The sequence below is a fragment of the Streptomyces sp. NPDC086549 genome (genome assembly GCF_044746205.1).
Lineage (GTDB): Bacteria > Actinomycetota > Actinomycetes > Streptomycetales > Streptomycetaceae > Streptomyces.
Genome location: NZ_JBIVBS010000010.1, coordinates 241642 through 264422 on the forward strand (window position 1 = coordinate 241642; position 22781 = coordinate 264422).

Annotated in this window: 15 protein-coding genes and 4 pseudogenes; 10 read left to right on the forward strand and 9 right to left on the reverse strand. The window is 68.9% G+C overall.

Going from position 1 to position 22781, the window contains the following annotated elements; all coding sequences use genetic code 11:
* The first annotated feature begins 132 nt into the window (after positions 1 to 132).
* Together ACIPSA_RS29280 and ACIPSA_RS29285 are read left to right on the forward strand one after the other, a co-directional pair.
* Positions 133 to 1926, forward strand: a complete 1794-nt coding sequence (locus tag ACIPSA_RS29280; protein ID WP_402639672.1) for a M4 family metallopeptidase — start codon at positions 133 to 135, stop codon at positions 1924 to 1926.
* A gap of 138 nt (positions 1927 to 2064) precedes the next feature.
* Entirely contained in the window at positions 2065 to 3255 is a 1191-nt protein-coding gene (locus tag ACIPSA_RS29285) for an ROK family protein (protein ID WP_402639673.1), read from the forward strand.
* Between the two features lie 263 nt (positions 3256 to 3518).
* Here ACIPSA_RS29285 and ACIPSA_RS29290 read toward each other — a convergent pair.
* Both ACIPSA_RS29290 and ACIPSA_RS29295 read right to left on the reverse strand, forming a co-directional pair.
* Positions 3519 to 3767: pseudogene (locus tag ACIPSA_RS29290) on the reverse strand (transposase domain-containing protein); the annotation flags it as partial.
* A gap of 13 nt (positions 3768 to 3780) precedes the next feature.
* On the reverse strand, positions 3781 to 4113 hold the full coding sequence (locus tag ACIPSA_RS29295; protein ID WP_402639675.1) for a hypothetical protein: 333 nt from the start codon (positions 4111 to 4113) through the stop codon (positions 3781 to 3783).
* A 426-nt stretch (positions 4114 to 4539) separates the two neighbouring features.
* Here ACIPSA_RS29295 and ACIPSA_RS29300 point away from each other — a divergent pair, with 426 nt between their 5' ends.
* Positions 4540 to 5007: a hypothetical protein gene (locus tag ACIPSA_RS29300; RefSeq protein WP_402639677.1), complete on the forward strand. Its 468-nt coding sequence runs from the start codon at positions 4540 to 4542 to the stop codon at positions 5005 to 5007.
* Positions 5008 to 5098: 91 nt separating this feature from the next.
* Entirely contained in the window at positions 5099 to 6670 is a 1572-nt protein-coding gene (locus ACIPSA_RS29305; RefSeq protein ID WP_402639679.1) for an FG-GAP-like repeat-containing protein, read from the forward strand.
* Positions 6671 to 6920: 250 nt separating this feature from the next.
* Here ACIPSA_RS29305 and ACIPSA_RS29310 read toward each other — a convergent pair.
* Positions 6921 to 7645: pseudogene (locus ACIPSA_RS29310) on the reverse strand (class I SAM-dependent methyltransferase).
* Positions 7646 to 8073: 428 nt separating this feature from the next.
* Between ACIPSA_RS29310 and ACIPSA_RS29315 the strand changes: the two are divergent.
* Both ACIPSA_RS29315 and ACIPSA_RS29320 read left to right on the forward strand, forming a co-directional pair.
* On the forward strand, positions 8074 to 11883 hold the full coding sequence (locus ACIPSA_RS29315) for a polymorphic toxin-type HINT domain-containing protein (RefSeq protein WP_402639681.1): 3810 nt from the start codon (positions 8074 to 8076) through the stop codon (positions 11881 to 11883).
* A 4-nt stretch (positions 11884 to 11887) separates the two neighbouring features.
* A complete protein-coding gene (locus ACIPSA_RS29320; protein WP_402639682.1) occupies positions 11888 to 12370 on the forward strand; it encodes a hypothetical protein in 483 nt (160 codons plus the stop codon).
* Between the two features lie 705 nt (positions 12371 to 13075).
* Here ACIPSA_RS29320 and ACIPSA_RS29325 read toward each other — a convergent pair.
* Both ACIPSA_RS29325 and ACIPSA_RS29330 read right to left on the reverse strand, forming a co-directional pair.
* Positions 13076 to 13717 carry a TniQ family protein gene (locus tag ACIPSA_RS29325; RefSeq protein ID WP_402639684.1) on the reverse strand — a complete coding sequence of 214 codons (642 nt, stop codon included), beginning with the start codon at positions 13715 to 13717 and terminating at the stop codon, positions 13076 to 13078.
* A 356-nt stretch (positions 13718 to 14073) separates the two neighbouring features.
* On the reverse strand, positions 14074 to 15579 hold the full coding sequence (locus ACIPSA_RS29330) for an ISL3 family transposase (protein WP_402639874.1): 1506 nt from the start codon (positions 15577 to 15579) through the stop codon (positions 14074 to 14076).
* Between the two features lie 113 nt (positions 15580 to 15692).
* On the opposite strand from ACIPSA_RS29330, the pseudogene ACIPSA_RS29335 reads away from it, so the two are divergent.
* From ACIPSA_RS29335 to ACIPSA_RS29350, 4 genes and pseudogenes are all read left to right on the forward strand, one after another.
* Positions 15693 to 16274 (forward strand): annotated as a pseudogene (locus ACIPSA_RS29335) (transposase); the annotation flags it as partial.
* A gap of 154 nt (positions 16275 to 16428) precedes the next feature.
* Positions 16429 to 17151 (forward strand): transposase family protein, encoded by a 723-nt coding sequence (locus ACIPSA_RS29340; RefSeq protein WP_402639876.1) that lies wholly within the window; start codon positions 16429 to 16431, stop codon positions 17149 to 17151.
* A 212-nt stretch (positions 17152 to 17363) separates the two neighbouring features.
* Positions 17364 to 17567, forward strand: a pseudogene (locus ACIPSA_RS29345) (glycoside hydrolase family 95-like protein); the annotation flags it as partial.
* Positions 17564 to 18799 (forward strand): SGNH/GDSL hydrolase family protein, encoded by a 1236-nt coding sequence (locus ACIPSA_RS29350; RefSeq protein ID WP_402639686.1) that lies wholly within the window; start codon positions 17564 to 17566, stop codon positions 18797 to 18799. The pseudogene ACIPSA_RS29345 and the gene ACIPSA_RS29350, both read left to right, overlap by 4 nt.
* Before the next feature lie 4 nt (positions 18800 to 18803).
* On the opposite strand, the gene ACIPSA_RS29355 is transcribed toward ACIPSA_RS29350, so the two are convergent.
* The 4 genes from ACIPSA_RS29355 to ACIPSA_RS29370 form a co-directional block, all read right to left on the reverse strand.
* Complete coding sequence (locus ACIPSA_RS29355; RefSeq protein ID WP_402639688.1) at positions 18804 to 19154, reverse strand: UBP-type zinc finger domain-containing protein; 351 nt, start codon at positions 19152 to 19154, stop codon at positions 18804 to 18806.
* Positions 19151 to 20608 carry an ATP-binding protein gene (locus tag ACIPSA_RS29360; RefSeq protein WP_402639690.1) on the reverse strand — a complete coding sequence of 486 codons (1458 nt, stop codon included), beginning with the start codon at positions 20606 to 20608 and terminating at the stop codon, positions 19151 to 19153. The genes ACIPSA_RS29355 and ACIPSA_RS29360 overlap by 4 nt, the downstream gene beginning before the upstream one ends.
* A complete protein-coding gene (locus ACIPSA_RS29365) occupies positions 20605 to 22281 on the reverse strand; it encodes an FAD-dependent oxidoreductase (RefSeq protein ID WP_402639692.1) in 1677 nt (558 codons plus the stop codon). Before ACIPSA_RS29365 ends, ACIPSA_RS29360 begins: the two co-directional genes overlap by 4 nt.
* Before the next feature lie 130 nt (positions 22282 to 22411).
* Entirely contained in the window at positions 22412 to 22765 is a 354-nt protein-coding gene (locus tag ACIPSA_RS29370) for a VOC family protein (RefSeq protein WP_402639694.1), read from the reverse strand.
* Between the last annotated feature and the right edge of the window lie 16 nt (positions 22766 to 22781).

Sequence of the window (22781 nt, forward strand, 5' to 3'; positions counted from 1 at the left end):
CGCAAGGGTTCCACCCTGGGGCCCGACCAGCCCCCATGGTGCCCAACGGCGCCATGCCGTAAGGCGGTTGGTGATCCCGGCTGCCTTCGAACGAAGGAACCCTGATCAGTGCGTAGACCGCACATACGCAGCGTGGCGGTTGCCGTCGCCGTGACGACGGCCGCCACGGGCCTGGCCGGTACGGCATTCGCGGGTCCCTCCACGGGGGTGGAGCACGGCGTTACGTCGGCGACCACGACGACCGCGTCGGTGGTGTCGGCGGCGCGTTCCGCCGCCTTCGCCCACGCGTCGGCGACCGGCGTCTCCCAGGGCGACCAGCTTCACGCCCAGGACGTGATGATCGACCCGGAGGGTGCCCGGCACGTCCGGTTCGTCCGGACCCACAATGGAATGCCGGTGCTCGGCGGCGACCTCGTCGTCCACCTCTCCCGGCAGCTGGCGTACGCGGGTGTCACCCGCGCCGCCGAACACACCGTCAAGCCCGCCACCGCGCAGGCCAAGCTGACCGCCGACCAGGCGGAGCAGAAGGCCGCCGCGGCCGCCAAGGGTGACGCGGGCAGCGCCCAGCTCGTGGTGGACGCCCGTGAGGGCGCCTCGGCCCTCGCCTACCAGGTGACGGTGACCGACAGCAGCACCACCGAGGGCAGCGGCACCCGGACGGTCGTCGTCGACGCCGTCACCGGCAAGGTGCGCAGCAACGCGCCCGTCAGCGACGAGTTCCTGTCGCCGAAGCTGCTCGACACCCTGCGCAAGCGGGGCGAGTCGATCGACCCGGCCACCGGTCTCGGTACCGAGGCCGCCGGCCTCGGCGCGTCGTCCCTGTCGTCGTCGGCCTCGTCGGTGTCCGGCGCCACCGCCTACCCGAAGACGGTGAAGGGCACCGGCAAGTCGCTCTTCGTCGGCACGGTCGGGCTGACCGTTCAGCAGACGGCTCGCACGACCTTCCTGCTGAAGGACCCGAACCGCTACGGCACCGAGACCCGTGACGCCCGGGGCTCGGAGACCGAGAGCTTCGGCGCCGGCAAGAAGATCACCAGCCGGACCAGCACCTTCGGCAACGGCGCGACCTCCAGCCGCGCCAGCGCCGCCGTGGACGCCCAGTTCGGCATCACCAAGACGCTGGACTTCTACAAGAAGACCTTCAACCGCAAGGGCATCGCGAACAACAGCAAGCCCGCCAAGGCCATGGTCCACTGGGGCAGCAAGGTCGCCAACGCCTTCTGGGACCCGACGTGCGGCTGCATGCTGTACGGCGACGGTGACGGGCGCCAGATCAAGAAGCCGCTCGTCGTCCTCGACGTCACCGGCCACGAGCTCACCCACGGGGTGGTGGACGCGACCGCGAAGCTCGAGCCGACCTTCGAGGACACGCGGGGCAACCAGTACGGTGAGCCGGGTTCGCTGAACGAGTCGCTGGCCGACATCTTCGGCTCCAACGTCGAGTTCTCCGCCAATAACCCGAAGGACACGCCGGACTACCTGATCGGCGAGAAGCTGGGCCTGGCCCAGAAGTTCCTGCGCCGCCTCGACCACCCCTCGCTGGACCGGCTCGAGGGCACGATCGACTACTGGTCGCCCGCCGTGTACTTCACCGAGGTGCATGCGGGTTCCGGCGTCTCCTCGCACGCGTACTACCTCCTCGCGGAGGGCAGCGGCCAGAAGACGATCAACGGCGTCAAGTACGACTCGCCCACGTACGACGGCGGGACGGTCCAGGGCATCGGCCGCACCAAGGCCTCGGCGATCTTCTACCGCGCCCTGACCCGCTACATGGTCTCCTCGACCGACTTCCACGACGCGCGCGTCGCGACGCTGAAGGCGGCCAAGGACCTCTACGGCGCGTCCAGCGTCGAGTACCAGACGGTGGACAAGGCGTGGGCCGAGGTCAACGTCACCGCCGCCAACACGCCGGCCGCCCGCCACTGACGGCAGACGGACCACGGCAGACCAGGGTGCCCCGCCATGCGCGGGGCACCCGCATGTCACCCCCCGGTACAACTTCCTTTCCCGTCACCGCTGTTTCTTTTATTGACAGCGGAAAATAATGGCCCTAGGTTCCCGGCCATGCGCTCGACCTCCCGCACCGAGACGTTCCCGGCGCACACGCCGGCCGCCTCGCAGGTCTTCACCACGCTCCTGTCCCACGGCCCCCTCGCCCGGCTGGAGGCGGCCCGGCTGGCCGGACTGTCACCGGCCGCCGTCACCAAGGCGGTCCGCCCGCTCATCGAGGCCGGATACCTGGTCGAGGACGCCGACGACGAACCCCGCGCCGCCCTCGGGCGGCCCGCGAACCTGGTGCGTGTCGACGGCGGACGGGCGCTGTTCCTCGGCGTCAAGGTGACCGGCGACGAGATCATCGGCGTGCTGACCGACCTCTGCTGCCGGATCCGCCTCGCCCGGCGCGTCCCGCTGACCGACCGCGCGACCGGGGCGGTGCTCACCTCCGTGACGGAGCTGGTGCGGGAACTGCGCCTGGAGGCGGACGACTTCGGCGCGCCGGTGTTCGGCCTCGGCCTCGCCGTCTCCGGTGACGTCGACCGTGCCGAGGGCGTCGTGCGCTACTCGCCCTTCCTGGAGTGGCGGGACGTACCGCTCGCCGAACTCGCCGCCACCACCACCGGGTTGCCGGTCACTGTCGACAACGACGTCCGCGCCCTGACGGTCGCCGAGCAGTGGTTCGGCGCCGGTGTGGGGCTGTCCGACTTCGCCGTCGTCACCGTCGGCGCGGGCATCGGATGCGGCCTCGTGGTGCACGGCCGGGTGGTCGCGGGCGCGCACGGCGTGGCGGGCGAGATCGGCCATGTGGCCATCGACCCCACCGGGCCGCTGTGCCACTGCGGCAACCGTGGTTGTGTGGAGGCGATCGCGGGGGACGCCGCGATCCTCGCCGGGATGAGCGAAGTGACGGGCCGACAGGTGGCCGATGCCGCCGAGGCCGTCGCTCTCGCCCACCAGGGGGTCCCCGGGGCCCGTGAGGTCTACGCGAGGGCGGGGGAGGCCATCGGCCGTGGCATCGCGACCGTGGCCAACCTGCTCGGACCCGCACGCGTGATCATCTCCGGCGAGGGCCTGGCCGCCTACGACCTGTTCGCCGATCAGATCCGTGACTCGTTCGCCGCGGCCGCCTTCGGCTCGGCCGCGCAGTGCGACGTACGGACCCGCCCGCTCCCCTTCGAGGAGTGGGCACGCGGGGCCGCGGCCACCGCGATCCAGTCCTTCATCACCTCATCTCCCACCCCAACGGGCAAGGGCTGAGCCGCCCAAGACCCCGAACCCAGGAGGGCCCATGCGGTCACCTTCGTACTCCGTCCTGCGCGCACGCGGGCCGAGAGCCGTCCTCGTGCTGGCACTGACGGCCGCCCTCGCGTCCGCCGCGCCCGCCGCGCAGGCGCGGTCAGCTGCCAGTCGCGGTAGAAGGCACCCTGAGTGCCCGGCGTGGCAACCGGACGGCACACCCGCGCGAACAGCTGCCGCAGCGGCGTCACGCCCAACCGAGACCTGGCTTTGCAGATCGCCGCCGTACTCGGCACCTTCCACGACACACGCCAACGCCGCGCACCCTGCAAACCCGCGGTCAGCAGTCGGGCGACCTCCTCATAGCTCTGCCCCGAGAACAGGCACATCGCCAAGACGAAATAGACCACCAGCCGCGCCGGCAACAGCCGGTTCCGCTGCTGCACCCGACCCGTCTCAACAGCACCTCGTCCACAAGCGACGGAGGAAACGCCTGCGTCAGCACCCCGACCGCGACCCGGTCCGGCAATCACTCACCAGATGACTTCAGTTGACCCGCTCTCGGCACATCAACAACAACGACCGGATTGCCCCTAAGTTACCGGTATTGAGGTTAGCCTCTTCATCCGCGTCCTTTTCCCCCTCGGTGCAAGTGCCGCAGGGGTACTGCGTGACTTCGACGAATGCCGGCACCGCTCGGTTCGCTCCGGTCAGTGAGCGGACCGACGGGCCATGAACGGTCGGCCGTGCGACACCGCACGGCGCGCTGCACCCCTTGCCAGCCCTCTTGTCGTCGGGAAGAACCGACCGCAGAAAGCTGTTCGCGGCAAGAATTACTTGCCGCACACGGTAGTCGGCCGACCACAGCTCAAGCAGCACATGACAATGTGAGTCATCTCATGGTCCTTCGCACACAACCTTCGGGCCCGCATTTGCATCAGATCTGGTCCGATTCCCTTGGGGCTATACGACTTTGACGAAGGGTCAAGCTGTGGCTATCTTGTGCTTGCCATGCCGCCGCTTGACCAACGGTGGCACGCATCCAGGGGATTTCGTGACGCGCCTTCCTGTCTGTGCAGACGTAGGTGCCGTGCATTCTTGACGCCATTACGGGGGGTTGTTCTGAGGCGTCCTCAACAGCGTGGGCCTGCCTACCGTGGTCCGGCACTCGTCTGATTTCTTCGGCGCGTTACCAGGCTTTTCGTTCATCGCATTCCCGGGCGGGATCCGCTCTGCCCGAGAACCCGTTCCTGAAAGGGCTTCTGCGTGTCTTTCCGTGCCCGGAAACTCATTGTCCCGGCGGTCGTGGCTGGCTTCGCCATGCTGGCGGGAGTGACTGTCGCCGCCGCCGACGACCCGCCTGCACCCCCGCCCGCCTCGGCTCCGCCCGTCCTGGTCGAGGACTACGGCTATCCCCAGGCCGACCGCATCCTCGCGGAGAAGGGGATCAAGCTGAAGAAGGGCGACGGTCACATCATGCTCGCCGACTGCGACCAGGCTGCCCAGCAGATCCGCGTGCTCACGGTCAAGGACGACTCCGTGGGCCGCCGGGACACCTACTGCTTCAAGGCCACGGCCAAGACCGGCCGCCTGACACTCGAACTTCCGCGCGTCTTCGGTGTGGAGGCGGCAGACCACCCGGTGAGCGCCGACCTCACCGCCAATGGCAGGACCACGACGGTCGACGTACCCAAGGGCGAATACGAGTCCGTCGGTGAAGGCACCGTCGGCGGTGCCAAGTCGGTGCTCGTCGAACTGCGCGTCACCGGCTGACCAGCCACCGCCCATCCTCCGTGCGCGATGCGTGCACGGATCCGACACGCCTGCTGCATCCGCAGAACAGGCCTTGTGATTCGAGGAAGACGTGACACAGCCCCGTTCGCGCGCGAAGCGCACGGTGTGGACGGCCGGGGTCCTGACAGCAGGCCTCACGACCGGACTGATGCTCGCGCCCCCGGCCCAGTCCGTCGTCGGCGACCAGGTCGTGGACAGCGCCGACCAGTATGCGCTCAAGGTGCACATCAACGTCGGAAGGGACGACGAACGAAGCTGCTCCGGCGCCCTGGTCGACACCCAGTGGGTGCTCACCGCCGCGAGCTGCTTCGCCACCGATCCCCAGCAGGGCGGCCAAGTCCCCGTCGGCGCTCCCGCACACACCACTGTGGTGACCGTCGACGGCAACAGCCCCGACGCGACGGAGACGGTCAAGCAAAAGGTCCTGGAACTCGTCCCGCACCCCGACCGCGACCTGGTCATGGCACGGATCGACAACCCGGCCACCTTTGACAACCCCCTGGACGGGCCGTTTCCCGGCATCGCCACGCCCACGGTCGGCAGCGCCGCTCCCGTCCCGGGGGCACAGCTCAGGGCCGTCGGGTACGGGCGGACCAAGGACGAGTGGGTTCCCGGACAGGCGCACACCGCGTCCTTCGACGTGAACAGTGTGGACGCCTCGACCCTGGCGATCTCCCCCGGCTCCGATGGCGGCGCGCTGTGCCCCGGAGACGCCGGCGGCCCAGTGCTCGACGGCCGGGGCAGGCTGGTGGCGGTGGTCGCCCGCTCCTGGAGCGGTGGGTGCTTCGGCTCCGAGGAGACCCGCACGGGGGCCGTCGCCACCCGGGTCGACGACATCGCCGACTGGGTCCAGCAGGTACGCCTGAAGACCCGCCAGGACCACGTCAGCGACGCCGTCACGGCAGCTGACTTCAACGGCGACGGACGTGACGACATCGCGGCCCGTCTCATCAATGGCACCGTGGACGTCTTCACCGGCCGCTCCGACGGCACGCTGGAGTACGGCAGTTACCTGAACTCGCTGGGCCGCACCAGCCAGAAGCAGCTCATCGCGGGCGACTTCGAGGCCGGAACCGGACTCGAGGTGATCACCGTGGAGGACGGCGGGGATCTCTACCTGGCCTCGAAGCACTCCATCGTCCCGACGATGTGGACGCGAGCCAAGCTGTGGAGCGACCCCGCCTGGAAGGATGGCCTGCCCGTCGCCACCCTGCACAGCGCGACCCCGGGACACGACACTCCGCTGTTCCAGTGGCCCGACGGCTCCCTCTACACGTACAAGAGGGACGCCGACGGCAATCTCGTGAACCAGAAGAAGTCGATGTGGCCGGACAAGACCTGGAAGAAGAAGCACCTCACCACGGGCGACTTCAACGGCGACGGACGTGACGACATCGCCGCCGTTGCAGCGGACGGCGGCCTGAGCCTCTACCCGGGCAAGGCCGACGGCACCTTCGACAAGCCACGCTCGATGTGGCCCGATAAGTCCTGGGGCTCCGTGCGCCAAGTGCTCGGCGGCGACTTCAACGGCGACGGCAAGGCCGACCTCGCTGCCCTGTCCTCCAGCGGTGACCTGCGCCTGTACGCCGGTGACGGCAAGGGCGGGCTCGCGGCCGGCCGGACCATGTGGCCCTCGATCTGAATACCGGGAACCGGCAGTCGCCTCTCAGAACCTCCAGGGCGGCCGCCGCCACCGCCACCCGCCGCCGTACAGGGCACCCTGTCACTGCTTGGCGCAATGCCAGCTTCGTCAGCGCCCACCGAGCCGGCTGCACGGTGCTTCAAGGTCTTGGAGAGACCCCCACCATGGAGACGCCCGTGCGGTGGTGTCCTGTGATCGAACCACCTTGAGCGTGTGCCATCGAAGTTCGAGTGGCATAGCTCACTGAGGATCAGGGTTGTCGTGCGAGGAAGACGAACTCTTTGCCTGGCCGGTCAGGCGCATCGCGAACGTTTCCACCATGTAGCCGTGGGCGACCAGGTCCGTCTCGACCTCCTCGCGCTCTCGGAAGCGCAGTGTCGAATCCGACGTCAGCACCTGTCCGTCCGCTGCGAAGACGTAGGTCCAGCGGAAGGTCACCAGAGGCCAGCTCACCTCGATCAGCTGGACCCAGCTCTCGACGGCGTCTACGCCCGGGATCTCCGTCACGCGGTAGGAGTTCTCGCGGGTCCACTCTACCCAGGCGCGTCTGGCCGGATCACGGGTCTCGAAGACCAGGTGGCCGCCGGGCCCCAGTGCCTCGTAGGCATCCCGCAGCGTCTTCTGCCAGGTGTCCGGATCAACGATGGCCTGGGCGACATTGGCTGTCATCGTCGCGAGGCCGACCTTCAGTGGCGGGAGGGCTGTGGCGTCACCGTAGATCCAGCGCACTCGCTCACTGCCCGGTTCGGCCCGGGCGACGTCGACGGATGCCTGGGCGGGATCGATGCCGACGACGCCGATCCCGCGGTCGGTCAGGAGAAGTGCGAACACCCCTGTGCCGCAGCCGATGTCCAGAACTTGGCGTGCCCCGAACTCTTCCACGATCCGGAGCTAGGCATCGAGATCGCTGCGGTCCGGGTCGAGCGGATCGTAGATCGCGGCGAGTCGTGGATGCCCGAAGCAGTCGTCAGCCATGCGGCCGAACGTATGCAGAGCCGCGGCCCCGACGAGCTACCGGGTTTCGCTGGACCCGGCGGACTCCCCGCCAGTGGCAGCCGCTTCGGCTACAACGCCCGATAGATCCGAAGCCTGCACTGTCAGTGGCTCTGGGTCTGCCGGTTCCCGGCAGACCCAGAGCTGTCACGCGGGTGCCTTCGCCTGCGTGGCTTCTTCTACCTCATCAGCGGTCGCCTGTCGTGGCGCCTGACTGCACCTGCAAGAACGATGCGGAGAGACAGTTGCGTAGAGAGAGTGCCGCGAGTAGCGCGGCGAGAACGGCTTGGCATGCGATACGCGTGCTCTGTCTTTGTCTATTGCCCCTTGCCCTTGCTGCCGGGCTGCCTGGGGCACCCGCCCGGGCCCTGGCCGACAACGCTCCGGCAGACGGTGGTGGCACCACTGAGGTGTCCGACCGTGCCCGGGTCGTCGATCTGTGGTCAACGGGAGGACCGGAGGTACGAGCCGCCGCAGAGGTCGCGCTGACCGGCGACGACGGCGACGTACACCACTTCCTGGGTATGGCAAACGGCCTCAGGTTCCAGGACGAGCGCGTACAGGTCGCGCAGTTGGCCAGCGTGGGCGGGAGCAGCCTGCAGGAGGCTGCCCGCAAGGCTCTGGACGGCACCCAGGGCGACGTAGAAGACTTCCTGGACGACGGTTGGCAGGATCCGTACCTCCAGGATCAGCGGGTGCGGGTCGCGCAGATCATCAGCGTGGGGGGTCCGGAGGTCCAGAAAGCGGGCCGTGCGGCACTGGACGGGACACCTGATGACATCAAGGCGTTCTTGTCGACCGGGCAGTCTGAGCGGCGGGAGCAGGACGAACGGGTCGAGGTCGCGCAGATCATCGGCGCTGGCGGCTCGAACGTGGCGGCGGCCGGCCGTATCGCCTTGAACGGTTCGGCTGCCGACATTCATGAGTTCCTGGAGGTCGGCCAGTACGTGGCGCGCGCCCGAGACCAGGAGCACGCCACGGTCGCGCAGCTCGCTGCGCAGGCCAAGAAGGCCGGCGAACGCGCGGCTGCGCAGACTGCCGCGGCCAAGAAGGCGTCTGCGCACGCCGTGACGGCGGCGAAGCTTGCCAAGGAGGCCGCGCAGAAGGCCGCCGCGGAAACCAAGGAAGCAAAGAACGACTCCCTGCGCGCCGCCGGGGCGGCATACCGGGCCGCGTCTGCGGCCAAGCAGGCCGCGCAAGCAGCGCAGGAAGCAATCGACGCAGCAGCCGCAGCCAACAACTGTGCACGGCTGGCGGCCAATGCGGCGCAACAGGCTGCTGCGGCTGCCGTGGGTGCGGCACAGGCCGCGTCCCGGGCCCAGAGCGCCGCCGCGGACGCGGCGTCGGACGCGGGTAAGGCGTCTGCGGCACGCAAGGCAGCTGAGGACGCCCGCGCCGTGGCCAAGGGAGCGCGGCTGGCGGCAGACGCCGCCAAGCAGGCCGGCACCGCGGCAGTGGAAGCCGGCAAGGCAGCAAGGGCCGCAGCCGATGCCGGCAGCAACGCCGACGCCGCCGCTGACGCAGCCGACCAGTCGAACGACTACGCCACCCAGGCCGGCGTGCATTCAAGCGAGGCCGCGGCCCAGGCGGCGGCAGCCCGCCGGCACGCAGCCGAGGCCAACCGTGCCGCCAACGCGGCAGCTGCCCTGGCCGACGAGGCGGCCGGCGCGGCCAACGAGGCGCGGGATGCGGCCAACGATGCGGCCACCCACGCGGAGAACGCCGCCAAGGACGCCGATGAGGCGGCCAAGCACGCCGGAGAGGCGGCCACGGCCGCAACTCAGTCGGCCAAGCACGCAAAGTCTGCCCAGGACGCGGCCGACGCCGCCACCGACGCCGTCACCAAGGCCAAGAAGACCCACGACATCGCCGCCAAGATCGAAACGGAGGAGCTGACCGAGCGCACCAACGCCGGCATCGCCCAGGCCAAGGACCTCAAGGCCCAGCAGGACCAGCACGCAGCCGAAGACGCCGCAGCCGACCAGCAGGTCAAGGACACCGACGACAAGGCCCGCAGCCTGGCCGCACAGGCGGCACAGCCCGACGCCGACCTCAAGACCCTGGTCCCGGCCGGCCGCAAGGTCGCCCTCGCCACCATGCAGACCGCGGGCCCGTGGAGCGCGGCCGCCGCCGAGCTCGCCCTGGCGGGCACGGACACCGACGTCATCGACTACCTGCGCACCCGCCGCACCGAGGCCGCCTGGCAGGACGACCGCTACCAAGTGCAGACCCTCGCACAGGAAAGCTCCCTGGCCTCCGTACGCAGCGCCGCCGAGGAAGCCCTCAAGGGCACCGACGAGCACGTCGCGGCGTTCTGGACCACCGGCCAGTACGACGCCGGGGCACAGGACTTCCGAGTGGCCATCGCCCAGATCATTTCCACCGGCGGACCGGTGGTGAAGGAATCCGGCACCAAGGCTCTGAACTCCAACGACCCGCAAAAGTTCCGGCAGTTCCTCACCATCGGACAGTACGAGGCACAGACCCAGGACGAGCGTGTCAGCGCAGCCCAGCTGATCGCCAGCGGAAGCCCGCAGGTCAAATCAGCAGCCCGCATCGCGCTGGAAGGCCCCGATGACCTGCTGCACCAGTTCATCCAGGTCGGCCAGTACAAGGCTCAGCGCCAGGACTACCTCAGTGCCACCCACAACGCCCAGATCGCCCAGATGATCGCCGACGCCGCCAGTGTTGCGGCCACCGCCCAGAAGAACGCCAACGAAGCCCACAAGGCCGCCGCCCTCGCGGCCAAGGCCAAGGATAGGGCCGCGGACTGGGCCAAGCAGGCCGATGCGTCGGCGAAGCAGGCCAAGAACTACGCCGACCAGGCAGACAAGTCCGCCAAGGACGCACAGGCATCCGCCGACCAGGCAGCCGCCTCCGCCCGCACCGCCGCAAAGGCCGCCGCCTCCGCCAACCAGTCCGCCAATGACGCGGCCAAATCCGCTCTGGACGCCGCCGGCTCCGCGCAGTGGGCGCAGACATCCGCCACCGCCGCCTACACCGCCGCCGACCAGGCCCGCGCCTCCGCACTCGCCGCCGGAAAGGACTCCAAGGCAGCCCAGCAGGCCTTCACCGACGCCTTCCAGGATGCTCTGCAGAAGAAGGAAGCAGAACGCAAGGCCGCCGAGGACTCCGCGGGGCATCAGGCCGAGGAGCTTTACCGGTGCGGCATGCTCGGCTGCCAGGCCATCCACAACACACCGCGCTACTGCCAGCACAACGAGGTCCTGTGCGATCTCCTTTCCATGGGCCCCGGCGCCGAAGTCGCCGCCGAGCAGCTCTGGGCGATCGAGAAGGACCTCCTCGGCCTCGGACAGCTCGAGAACTGCCAGCACGGCGACGCCATCGCCTGCCTTGAACTCGGCGAAGACCTCCTGCTCAAGTCCAAGTTCAAGTACCTCGAACGAGGGATGGAGGCGCTCCAGGACCTACGCCGCTGGCGGAATATGTCGAACTGCACGCATTGCTTCCCGGCAGGCACCAAGGTCCTGATGGGCAATGCCGGTACGAAGAACATCGAGTCGGTCCACCGGGGCGACGTTGTCCAGGCAACGGACCCGCGCACCGGCCGAACGGCACCCAGCAGGGTCAGCCGCCTCATCATCACCGACGGCGACAAACACTTCGACGAACTCAGCATCGCCACGCCCGGCGGGCTACGGAAACTGACCGCCACTTACGAGCACCCTTTCTGGAGCCCCTCCGCGCACCAGTGGGTCAAGGCCCACGACCTCACACCTGGCTCCACACTCCTGAGCGCCGACGGCAGTACGGTGCGGGTCCAGGCAAACCGTGCCTTCGACCAGCACATGCGTACCTACAATCTCACCGTCGAAAACCTTCACACGTACTACGTTCTGGCAGGAAACACTCCGGTCCTGGTGCACAATGCCGGATGTTTCGACCTAGACAACCTGACCATCAACGACGCCCATATCGTTAACGGCCACACGCCCGAGGGAATGTTCTCCAGCGACACGTCTAAGACGGAATGGCTCCCGGAGACAACGCCGGCTTCACGCGCGGCAATCATCAAGGACGTCCTGACGCGAGGGAAGAAGGTAACGGATACTCAAAATCGCGATGGCATCGTCATGGAGTTCACATACGAGGAACCCATCGGATTCGATCGCTCAAGAAGCAGGAAGCCACTTCACACAATGCGCGTCTACTACGATCCTGATCTCAACTACGTCCGTAACGCCTTCCCTGTGAGGTGACGCAGTGCAAATCACATTCACGCCAAGTGAAGACTACGGTCCTCATGGCCGGGAACGGGTGGACGGCAAGAGTCTGGCCGCGGTATCGAAAGCCGATCTGCGCTGGTACTACTTCCTGGGCACCGTCGAAATTTCGCACTCCGGGGTCGAGGTGGGGCCTCCATGGGGATGGGTGCCGCTGTTCGACGTGATGTACAACATGCAGCAGGTGATGATCTTCGCCAGGGGCGGTGACGCCAGGGGCCGGATCGACTTCACCGAGAATGACGAGGTCATCGAATTTTCCCTGGAGGGAGATTTGCTGCGCGTTACCCCGACATACTTTGACGCGGAACTCGTCGTCACCGTCGACGACTTCATTCTCGCAGGCTCGAATTTCATCCGGAGCGAATTGAGTAGAATCACGTCCGAATATCGAACGCTCGCCGAAAACACGCACGTCCGCAAGCTGGCGCAAGAAGTATCTCTGGATCTTTCCAGGATCTGACGAACGCCGGTAAGAAGCTCTTGAAGGGTCTCGCTGGATTCCATGCCGGCGGGGCCCGCGTTCCGAACTGCGATCTCTTGGTTTCGGGGCAGTGGTTTTGAGAGACGGTTGATTGTGGGGGTTTGTTGGGTCTTCGAACTTGAGCGGTGCATCTCGTCAGGCGCGCTGACTGTTCGTCACGGTGTGTGATGCGCGTGGCGGGACTGGCCACGGACGCAGGACGCCGACGTTGAATTGGGGCCGGTCAGATTGCCCGGCTCAAAGGAGCGGGCCGGGTGATCGGCAGCGTCGGCTCGCCGGAACCGGCCGTACATGACGGTCACCACGAGATCGCCGCGTTCGCCGCTGTCCGGGTGGTACACGGCGGCGACGCCGTGGACGGCCTCGCCGTCCCAGCGCCCACGAGACGTCGTACTCGGCCGCGCCTGCCTCAACGGCTTCCTGTGGTGGTCGGGGCGTGCGTCTTCTATCGGGGCAGCGGCGCCGCGACGGTTAGAGCGCGGTTGCCCCGGGACCAGCATTCCCTCACCTCACGAGCCGCCTTTCGTCGGTAGCCCGGCTTGGGCGAGGGTGAGGGTTTCGGGGTAGGTGATCAGGCTGCGGCAGGTCAGGTGGGGGAGGCCGGGCTGTGGCGGGTGTGGGGGTTGGCGGCTGTGAGGACGGCGTCTGGACAGGCTGTTGGGTGCGGGCTGGGAGCGGGCACGGTCACGTGCTGCGCCGGGTGCGGCGGGTGGGTGTGCGGGCGCGGTAGTGCTCTTCGGCGAGGTGGTCGAGCCGGATCGCGTCGAGTGCGGCCTTGGTGATGCGTTCGCTTCCGTCCGATGCACACTGCCGCTGCGCCGCTGCCACCTTCGGGACACCGCGCACATCGAGGTGTTCCAGCGGCTGGTCGGCGTCCGCGTCCAGCAGCCAGCACCCGTGCCGGACACAGACCCGCTGCCAGCGCGGCGCGTACCGCACCACGCGCACCGCCTCTCCGGTGCGCCGGGCCGTGCACAGACGGCAGCCGAACGAGGCCGGCCCCACCACCGCGCCTGCGCCACCCCGGCCTCCTTGCCAGTAGTGATCTCGGCGTCGTCCACCGAGAAGGCCGGCAAAGCGCGCCGCCAGCACCTCCGGCGCGACGCGGCACAGCTCGGCCAGCACCTGCCGTCCGGCCGGGTTGAGCACGAGCTCCGCATCGGCCCGCACCCCGCCGCCGTCGTCGTGCCGGGCAGGGGAGTTACGGCACGTCCACAGGTGCAGCACGTCCCTGAGCGTCAGCCCGTAGCGGGCCGCGATGCGGTGGATCAGCGACGCGGTGGTCTCCCCGGCCAACGGCACGGTCCGCAACGCCCGCGCTGCCACGGCTCCCCCTGGCGCTTGTCTCCTGCCCAGCGCGTGCCCCGGGCGCACCGCACGGGCGGCCCCCGAGCCCCTCATCCGCCGGCGGTATTTCCGCGGCCATCGCCAGCCAGAGCCGCTGCACCAGCAGACGAGCCGATGAACCGCACATCGACATCCCTCACACGCATCCGGTACACCCGGACCGTTCCGCACCGCTCGTGCTGCTCACGGCGGCCAGTGAAGAGCCGACCGGCGTACCTGCACAATGCGCAGACCGACAGACCCCCTAACCAGGTGAGAACCTCCCGGAACACGCCAACGGGGGGAGTGGCCGCCTCTAGGCCCTGTCTCACTTCCGGTGGTGACGGAGCGTGCTGCTATCCGAGGAGGATGCGGTGCCGAAGCAGGGTGAAGCCTGCTCGTCCGTGCATCTGGCGTGCGATTCGTTTGGTCTTGGTGTTGACACCCTCGGTGGGGCCATTGCTGTACGGAAGCGTGAGCCCGGCGATCACGGCGTCGAGGTCACGGTCCAGGCCTCGGGTGAAGGCATGTAGATGAGGCAAGTCGGCTGCTCGGACCTGGGCGATCCAGCGCGTGAGCGCGTTGGCGTTGTCGGTGTGTGGCGTAAGGAGCGGGGCGAAGTTCGTGACACCGGTGGCCAGTTGGGTCATCTCGGGGCAGGCGGCAGTGAGCTTGGCCAGGAGCTCGTGTTGCTCGGTCTTGAGGTTGTCGGGCCTGGTCAGCAGCATCCGGGCGAGCCGGCGCGGGGAGATGTGGCTGCGGTCGGCGTCCGCACGGCCCTGTTTGATGTACTTGTGCAGGAGGTTCAGGCAGCCCGTGAAGCCGAGTGCTTTGATCTCTTCGAAGCGGTACAGGACGGGGACGCCGGGGTCCTCTGCGCGGCGTTTGCGTAGATGCTCGCGGTAGGGGTCGACGAGGCCGGCGCGGTACTTGGGGACGCGGAGCATGCGCTCGGGCCGATCGGCGCGGGCGTAGCGTTTGACGGTGTTCAGGGCCAGCTGGAGACGGCGGGCGCATTCGAGCAAGCCGACGCCCTGGTCGAGCAGGCCGTGGACCTGGTGCCAGCGTTCCAGGGTGGTCTGGGCACGTGGCCCGTCGTAGATGGGTGCGTCCAGCACGGTGGCCCAACAGGCGCTGTGCGCCTTGACCTCGCTCAGAGCGGCTTCGCACAGGTTGTGCCACACATGCCACCGGTCCGTGACCTGCACCGCATCGGGCAGGGCACGCCGGATCGCCTCAGCATAGGTCGCCGAGCCGTCACGGCACACGATCTCGATGCCCGGATGCTCGCGCAGCCACGCCTGCAGGGTGTCGGCCGTGCGGCCGGGCAGCACGTCGATCCGCTCATGAGTCTCGGCATCGATGATCACGGTGGCATAGCGGTGCCGCCGGCGCAGTGCGAAGTCGTCGACGCCGATCACACGGGGCACCCGCCCGGTGGGCAACGGGATCCGCAGCAGGGCGCGCAGGGCCGTGTGACGCGACAGGCTCACCGCCAATATCGCCAGCAGACGTGCCCCAGCCCGTCCCGCTAACTCCTTGACCACGGCCTTGACTTGCCTGCTCAGGCGGGTCGTACGCCGCTGGTACCGGTCCAGGACGCCGGGCACCTGTTCGCGGAAGGTGTGGCGGCAGCCGCGCGTGGGACACACCAGACGCCGCACCCGCACACGGACCACCACCCGTCGTTCACCGACCGGCACGTCCGCGACTGTCCGCCAGTGATAGCCGTGCACGCGTTTCGACGAGGCCCCGCACACCGGGCAGACCGCAGTGTCCCGCGGAGTCCGTGCTCGCACCAGGATCCGCTCACCTTCGTCGCCCACATCCTCGATGACCAGCGGGGACAGGCCCGAGAACACCGTCTGCACGAGCTTGTTGACATCCTTCACGCGAATGCCAACGACCCATCACGACGCTTCGTCACCACCGAAAGTGAGACAGGGCCCAACGGGGATAATCAAGGAGACGCCTGATGAGCGAGGCCATCATCGAGCACGAGGCCGTGGAAGAGCCGGTCGTCGAGTCGGCCGCGGAGGCGGTGTCGAACGAGCAGTTGATCGCGATGCTGGTCGACCGCGCCCGCAATGACGGGCTGCAGCTGACCGGGGAGGGCGGGCTGCAGCAGCTGACGAAGCGGGTGCTGGAGTCCGCCTTGGAGGGCGAGATCACCGACCATGTCGGCTATGGCAAGCACGACGCGGCGGGCCAGATCAGCGGCAACAGCCGCAACGGCACCCGCACCAAGACAGTGCTGACCGACGTCGAGGTGAAGGTGCCGAGGGCTGTGGCCGGCACCTTCGAGCCGCGGATCGTCAAGAAGCGGCAGCGCCGCCTGACCGGAGTCGACGAAATGGTGCTGTCGCTGTCCGCGAAGGGCCTGACCCATGGGGAGATATCGGCTCATCTGGCCGAGGTGTACGGGGCAGACGTGTCCAAGCAGACCATCACCACCATCACGGACAAGGTGATGGAAGGCATGGCCGAATGGCAGTCACGTCCGCTGGATCGCGTCTACCCGGTCGTCTTCGTGGACGCCATCAATGTGAAGATTCGGGTTCTGTCGACGATCTTGTGATCCGGACCCTTGAGCGGGTCGCGTCAGCTGTTCGCGATCATGTATCGCGTGCTCTCGTGATGTGCTCTTGGAGCTGTTTCCGCATCCGTCCGCGTTGCTGATCGAGGAGGTCCAACGGCGGCCGGACAAGGTGGTGCTGAGGACGCGGGCGCGAGCGACGACCGCGGCCTGCCGGTGCGGTCAGGGCTCGGCACGGGTGCACGGCCGGTATGTGCGCCAGCTGCGTGATGTCGCCGTGGGCGGGCTGGGCGTCGTGATCGAGTTATGCAAACGCCGCTTGCGCTGTGAGAATCCTGCCTGCCCGGCCGTGACGTTCGCTGAGCAGATCGCGGGACTGACCACCCCGCACAGCCGACACACTCCGCTGCTACGTGCGGTGTTGACGCAGAGCGGGCTGGCCCTGGCCGGCCGGGCAGGAGCCCGCCTGGCGGCCGCGGTCGGCATCTCCGTGGGCAGGGATACGCTGCTGCGGCTGGTCAGGGCCTTGCCCGAGCCCGACGTCGGCCACGTGGAAGTGCTGGGCGCCGACGACTTCGCTTTCCGCAAGGGCCGCCATTACGGCACGGTCCTGATCGACATGGCCACCCACCGTCCGCTTCACCTCTTCGATGGCCCGGGATCGCTCGGGTGGTTACGGAGAGGGCGCACGGCTCGGGGCGCCACAGGCCGAGCAGGTCGCCGATCGCTATCACCTGTGGGCCAACCTCGGCCAGGCGGTCGAGAAGACGGTGAACGCCCATCGCGCCCGCCTGGCCGAACCGCCTCCTGGACCTGCCGACACACCCGACCAGCCGGAGGCAGAGCCGCAGGTGGTCCAGCCACCACGAGAGCTGAAGATCGTGACTCGGCTGCGTGAGCAGCATGCCGCCGTCCACGAGCTGTGGGAACAGGGGATGTCGAAGGCGGCGATCGGCCGGAACTCGGGTTGCACCAGGCCACCGTCCGTAAGCTGGTGGGCGCCCGCTCGGCCGACGATGTCGTCACCAAGAGCCTTCAGTGGGCGCACATCGTCGACCCGTACGTCGGCTACCTGCACCGCCGCTGGAACGAAGGCGTCAGAAACGCCTTGCCTGGGCCGTCTCCGGCTCGGTCACCGGGGCGGGGGCGCGCGGCGGCTTCGTCGTCGACCTGCGCTGGCGGGAAGGCAAGCCCACCGAGGCCCGGATCCACAGTGTCGGCGGCCGTACGACGACGGTCGCGTACGGCGGTAGGTCCCGGACGGTCACGCTGAAGCCCGGCGAGTCCGTCACGCTGAAGGACTTCGCGCGGTGACCGGCCGGTTCGCGCGGGTTCTGAGCCCCGCGACCGTGTTGCTGACGGCGGTCGCCTGCCAGACCGGGCCCGCCCAGGCGGCCCTCATGCGGGAGCCCTCCTCCCAGGCCCCCGCTCCCGCCCGGCACGACGTGGTCACCTGGGGGGCCGGCGCCGACCGGACGGGAGAGGGCACCGCCGACCGCGGCTACCGGCTGGTCGTGCACACCAGCGCCGCCGGCAGCGGCCTGCGGGTACGCCTGTCCAACGCCTTCGGCGACCGGCCGCTGACCCTCGACAGCGTCTACGCCGGCCTGCAGAGCCAGGGTGCCGCCCTCAAGCCGGGCAGCAACAAACGGCTGACCTTCGACGGCGCCCGCACGGTCACCGTGCCGGCGGGCGCCGCCGTGTGGAGCGACCCGCTGCCCGGCAGCCTGCCCGCCGGCAGCAACCTGGTCGTCAGCCTGCACAGCCCGGACGCGGCGGGCCCGGCCACCGGCCACTGGATGGCCATGCAGACCTCCTATGTGGACCAGGGCGACCACACCGCTGAGGAGAGCGCCGCCAACTGGACGCAGACCACTGGCTCCTGGTGGTACCTGGACGCCGTCTCCGTACGGCCGTCCGACCCGGCCACCGGGGCCGTGGTGGCGCTCGGCGACTCCATCACCGACGGCTGGGCGTCCACCACCGACCAGAACCGCCGCTGGCCCGACTACCTCGCCCGCCGGCTCCAGAAGGCGGACGCCGAGGTCAAGGGCGTGGCCAACGAGGGGATCTCCGGCAACAAGGTCCTCGCGAACGGCGCCGGGCAGGCCGCCCTCAACCGCCTGGACCGGGACGTCCTGAGCCAGCCCGGCGTCCGTACCGTCTTCCTCTTCGAGGGGGTCAATGACATCAAGGCCCACACCGGGGTCACCGCGGCCGACCTGATCGCCGGGTACCGCCGCATCGCCGAGCGGGCCCACGCGGCCGGGAAGTGCGTCGTCGGCGCGACCGTCGGCCCCTTCAAGGGCTGGTCGGAATGGGATCCGGCCGCCGAGGCCGTACGCCAGGAGGTGAACCGGTTCATCAGGAGCAGCGGGGAGTTCGACGCGGTCACCGACTTCGACCGGATCCTGCGCAGCCCGTTCGACCCCGAGCGCATGCTGCCGTTCCTCGACGGCGGCGACCACCTGCATCCCGACGACAAGGGCATGCAGGCGATGGCCGACGCCGTCGAGCTGGACACCCTCGACTGCGCCGGCCCTTAGGGACTCAGCGCAGCGTCTCCGCCCAGTTGGCCGGGACCCGCCCCGCGGGCCCCGGCACGGGCTGGTCCGCCGGATGGCTGGCCGGCGGGGCCAGCTCGGGGCCCGCGTCGTACAACTCGCTGGAGTCGTAGTTCCAGAACCATCCCTCGCCCGGCTCGAAGCTGCGGATCACGGGGTGTCCGGTGGCCTGGTAGTGCGCGGTGGCGTGCTTGGCGGGCGAGTCGTCGCAGCAGCCGATGTGCCCGCACTGCGTACAGCGCCGCAGATGGAACCACCAGCCGCCGACCGCGTCGCACTCGACGCACCCGGTTCCGCTCGGCGGAACGCTGGGGTCGATGCCGGCGTCGCTGCTCATACTGCCTCCTCGGGCGTTTCGGGCGTTTCGGCGGTCAGGGGAAGGAGGACCTGGAACCGGGTGTCGCCGGGCGCCGACTGGACCTGGATGCTGCCGTGGTGCTTGTTGACGATGATCCGCCAGGAGATGTCCAGGCCCAGTCCGGTGCCCTGACCCACGGGCTTCGTGGTGAAGAACGGGTCGAAGATCCGGCCCTTGATCTCCGGGTCGATCCCCGGCCCGGTGTCCCGGAACTCCACCAGGAACCGTTCGTGGTCGAGGGCGGTCCGTACGGTCAGCGTGCCTTCTCCGCCGTTTTCGCTCATGGCGCAGACCGCGTTGTCGATGAGGTTGGTCCACACCTGGTTGAGCTCCGCCGGGTACGCCGGGATCGACGGGAGCGTACGGTCGTACTCCTTGACGACCTCGATCCGCGGCCCGATCTTGCCCGACAGCATCAGGAGCGTGCTGTCGAGGAGTTCGTGCACGTCCGCCACCCGGTAGGGCGCCCGGTCCAGCTGCGAGTACTGCTTGGCCGCGTCGACGAGGTGCGAGATGCGGGTGGTGGAGTCCTCGATCTCGTTCATCAACAGCTCGGTCTCGACGGTGTAGTTGAGCCACGCGACGGCCCCGGGCAGGATCTCCTCGTCCACGGCCGCGGCGACCTGCTCCAGCCAGTCGATGTCGAGCCCGGCCTGTACGAAGGTCGGCGCGATCTGCCAGCCGTAGTCGATGCCGCGGTCCTCCAGCCAGTCGGTGAGCGCGTCCTCCCGGTCCGACGCCTCCAGCGGGCTGAGCGCGGGGGCCTTGGCGACCCGCTCCGCGGTGCGCTCCTGGATCTCGATCAGGTTCGCCAACGCGTCGCGGGAGAAGGGTCCTTCGGCGATCAGAGCGAGCTTGTGCCGCATCTTCGCGATCCGCTCCCGCAGCGTCGAGGTGGCCCGCACCGCCGCGGCCGCGGGGTTGTTCAGCTCGTGCGTGAGCCCGGCCGACAGCGAGCCGAGCGCCAGCAGCCGTTCCCGCTGCCCGATGGTGGCCTGCATGCTCTTCGAACCGAAGAACAGACCCTCCAGCAGGTGCACGGCCATCGGGAACCACTCGCGCATGACGTCCGCGAAGGTGTCCGCAGGCAGCACGAAGAACCTCGTCGGCTCCGTCACCCGCATCGAGTTGTTGTACACCTGCCGCACCCGGTCCCCGATGTACGCCTGCATGGCGCCCGCGTAAACCCCGGGCTGCGAGGTCCGGGTGACCTCCACGTCGTCGTCGCCGACCCGCCGGGAGAGCACCACCGTGCCCTCGACCATCACGAAGAAGCAGGTCGCCTGGTCACCTTCGGTGTAGACCGGGCCGGGCTGGAACAGCTCCACGCGCCCCTCGCAGCACAACCGTCCGAGCTGCTCCGGTGACAGCTTCTCGAACAGGAACAGGGAGCCGATCTCCTGCGCGCTGCACGGCATCAACTGCCCGCTCATGACTGCTCCAGATACCGGTGGACGAGCATCACGGCCATGGCTCCCTCTCCGACGGCGGACGCGACACGCTTGGCGGACTCGGCGCGCGCGTCGCCGGCCACGAACACGCCGGGAATGCTGGTCTCCAGATGGTACGGCGGCCGGTCCAGTTCCCAGCTCGTCGGCGGCCGCCCGTCGGCGGTCAGGTCGGGTCCGGCGAGGATGAACCCACGCTTGTCGCGCAGCACCGTATCGCCGAGCCAGTCGGTCAGCGGGGCCGCGCCGATGAACACGAACATCCACTGGGCGTCGACCTGTTCGCGCTCACCGCTCGCCACGTGACGCAGCGTCAGTCGCTCCAGGCGCTCGGCGCCGTGCGCGGCGGCGACCACCGTCTGGCTGCGCACCGATATGTTCGGGGCCTCGTTGATCTGCTGGATCAGGTAGTACGACATCGACGCGGACAGGTCGGCGCCGCGCACCAGCAGCGTCACCGACTTGGCGAACCTGGACAGGTACATCGCCGCCTGGCCCGCCGAGTTGGCGCCGCCGACGATGTACACGTCGTGCCCCTGGCAGGACGCCGCCTCGGTCAGTGCCGAGCCGTAGAACACGCCGCAGCCGGTCAGATCGATACAGCCCTCGGCCTCCAGCTGCCGGTACTGCACGCCCGTCGCCAGGATCACGCTGTGCGCCGCGACGGCCGACCCGTCCGCGAACCGCACGACGCGGGCGGCCCCGTTGACCTCCAGCCCCGTCACCTCGCGCGCGGCGAGGATCTCGGCGCCGAACTTGGTCGCCTGCCGCCGCGCCCGGTCGGTGAGCTGGGCACCGGAGACGCCGTCGGGGAAGCCGAGGTAGTTCTCGATCCGGGAACTCTGCCCGGCCTGCCCGCCGGTCGCCGACCGCTCCACCAGGACGGTCCGCAGCCCCTCCGACGCGCCGTACACCGCCGCGCCCAGCCCGGCCGGGCCGCCGCCGATGACCACCAGGTCGTAGAAGTCGGCCGTCGGCGTGGTCGCCAGGCCCACCCGGGCGGCCAGCTCGGGTGCCTCGGGCTCGACCAGGGGCGTGCCGTCCGGAGTGATCACCAGCGGCAGCCGCTGCCCGTCCTGCCCGGCCGCGGCCAGCAGCCGCTGTCCCTCCGGCTCCTCGACGGAGTACCAGCGGTACGGCACCTGGTTGCGGGCCAGGAACTCCCGCACCTCCGACGAACGCGCCGACCAGCGGTGCCCGACGACCTTGGTGGCGGGCACGGGCCGGTAGTCGCTGTGCCGCCACGCCTCCAGCAGGTCGTCCAGCACCGGATAGAGCTTCTCCTCCGGCGGGTCCCACGGCTTGAGGAGGTAGTGGTCCAGGTCCACGACGTTGATCGCGTCGATCGCCGCGTTCGTGTCCGCGTACGCGGTCAGCAGCACCCGCCGCGCGCCCGGATACACGTCCAGGGCCTGTTCCAGGAACTCGATGCCGTTCATCTGCGGCATCCGGTAGTCGGCCAGGATCACGGCCACCAGGTCGCCGCGCAGCTTCAGCTCGCGCAGCGCCTCCAGCGCGGAGTCGCCGGACTCCGCGCGCACGATCCGGTACGACTCGCCGTAACGCCGTCGCAGGTCCCGGGCGACGGCTCGGGACACTCCCGGGTCGTCGTCCACGGTCATGATGACGGTCCGCGCTGTTTCGGCGGCCTGTGCCATACGTCTCCCACCCCGAGAGGTCGTTTCACGGGACGGTGTCGCCGTCGCCACCGCACCGGTTCCCGCCCATCGTATGTTCGATCGCCCCGATTCGCTCTGGTAAGCGAGAGCGAGCGGCCGGGGACCGCCGTCAGCGGCGCCGTGAACTCAGCACGCAGAACTCGTTGCCCTCCGGGTCCACGAGCACGGTCCAGGGCTGCTCGCCCTGCCCGACGTCCGCGTGCCTGGCACCGAGGGACAGCAGCCGGGCCACCTCGGACTCCTGGTCGTCGGGACGGAAGTCGAGGTGGAGGCGGTTCTTGACGGTCTTCGCCTCCGGCACCGGAGCGAACAGCAGCCCCGGCAGCCGGTCCGGCTCCGGCCGGATCTCGTACTCGTCGGGGTCGTCGTTGACCACCACCCAGCCCAGCGCCGTGGCCCACCAGCGCCCCAGCGCGACCGGGTCGGCCGCGTCGACGTTCAGCTGCTCCCACTGCATCGCCATGGTCGCAGCGTAGTGA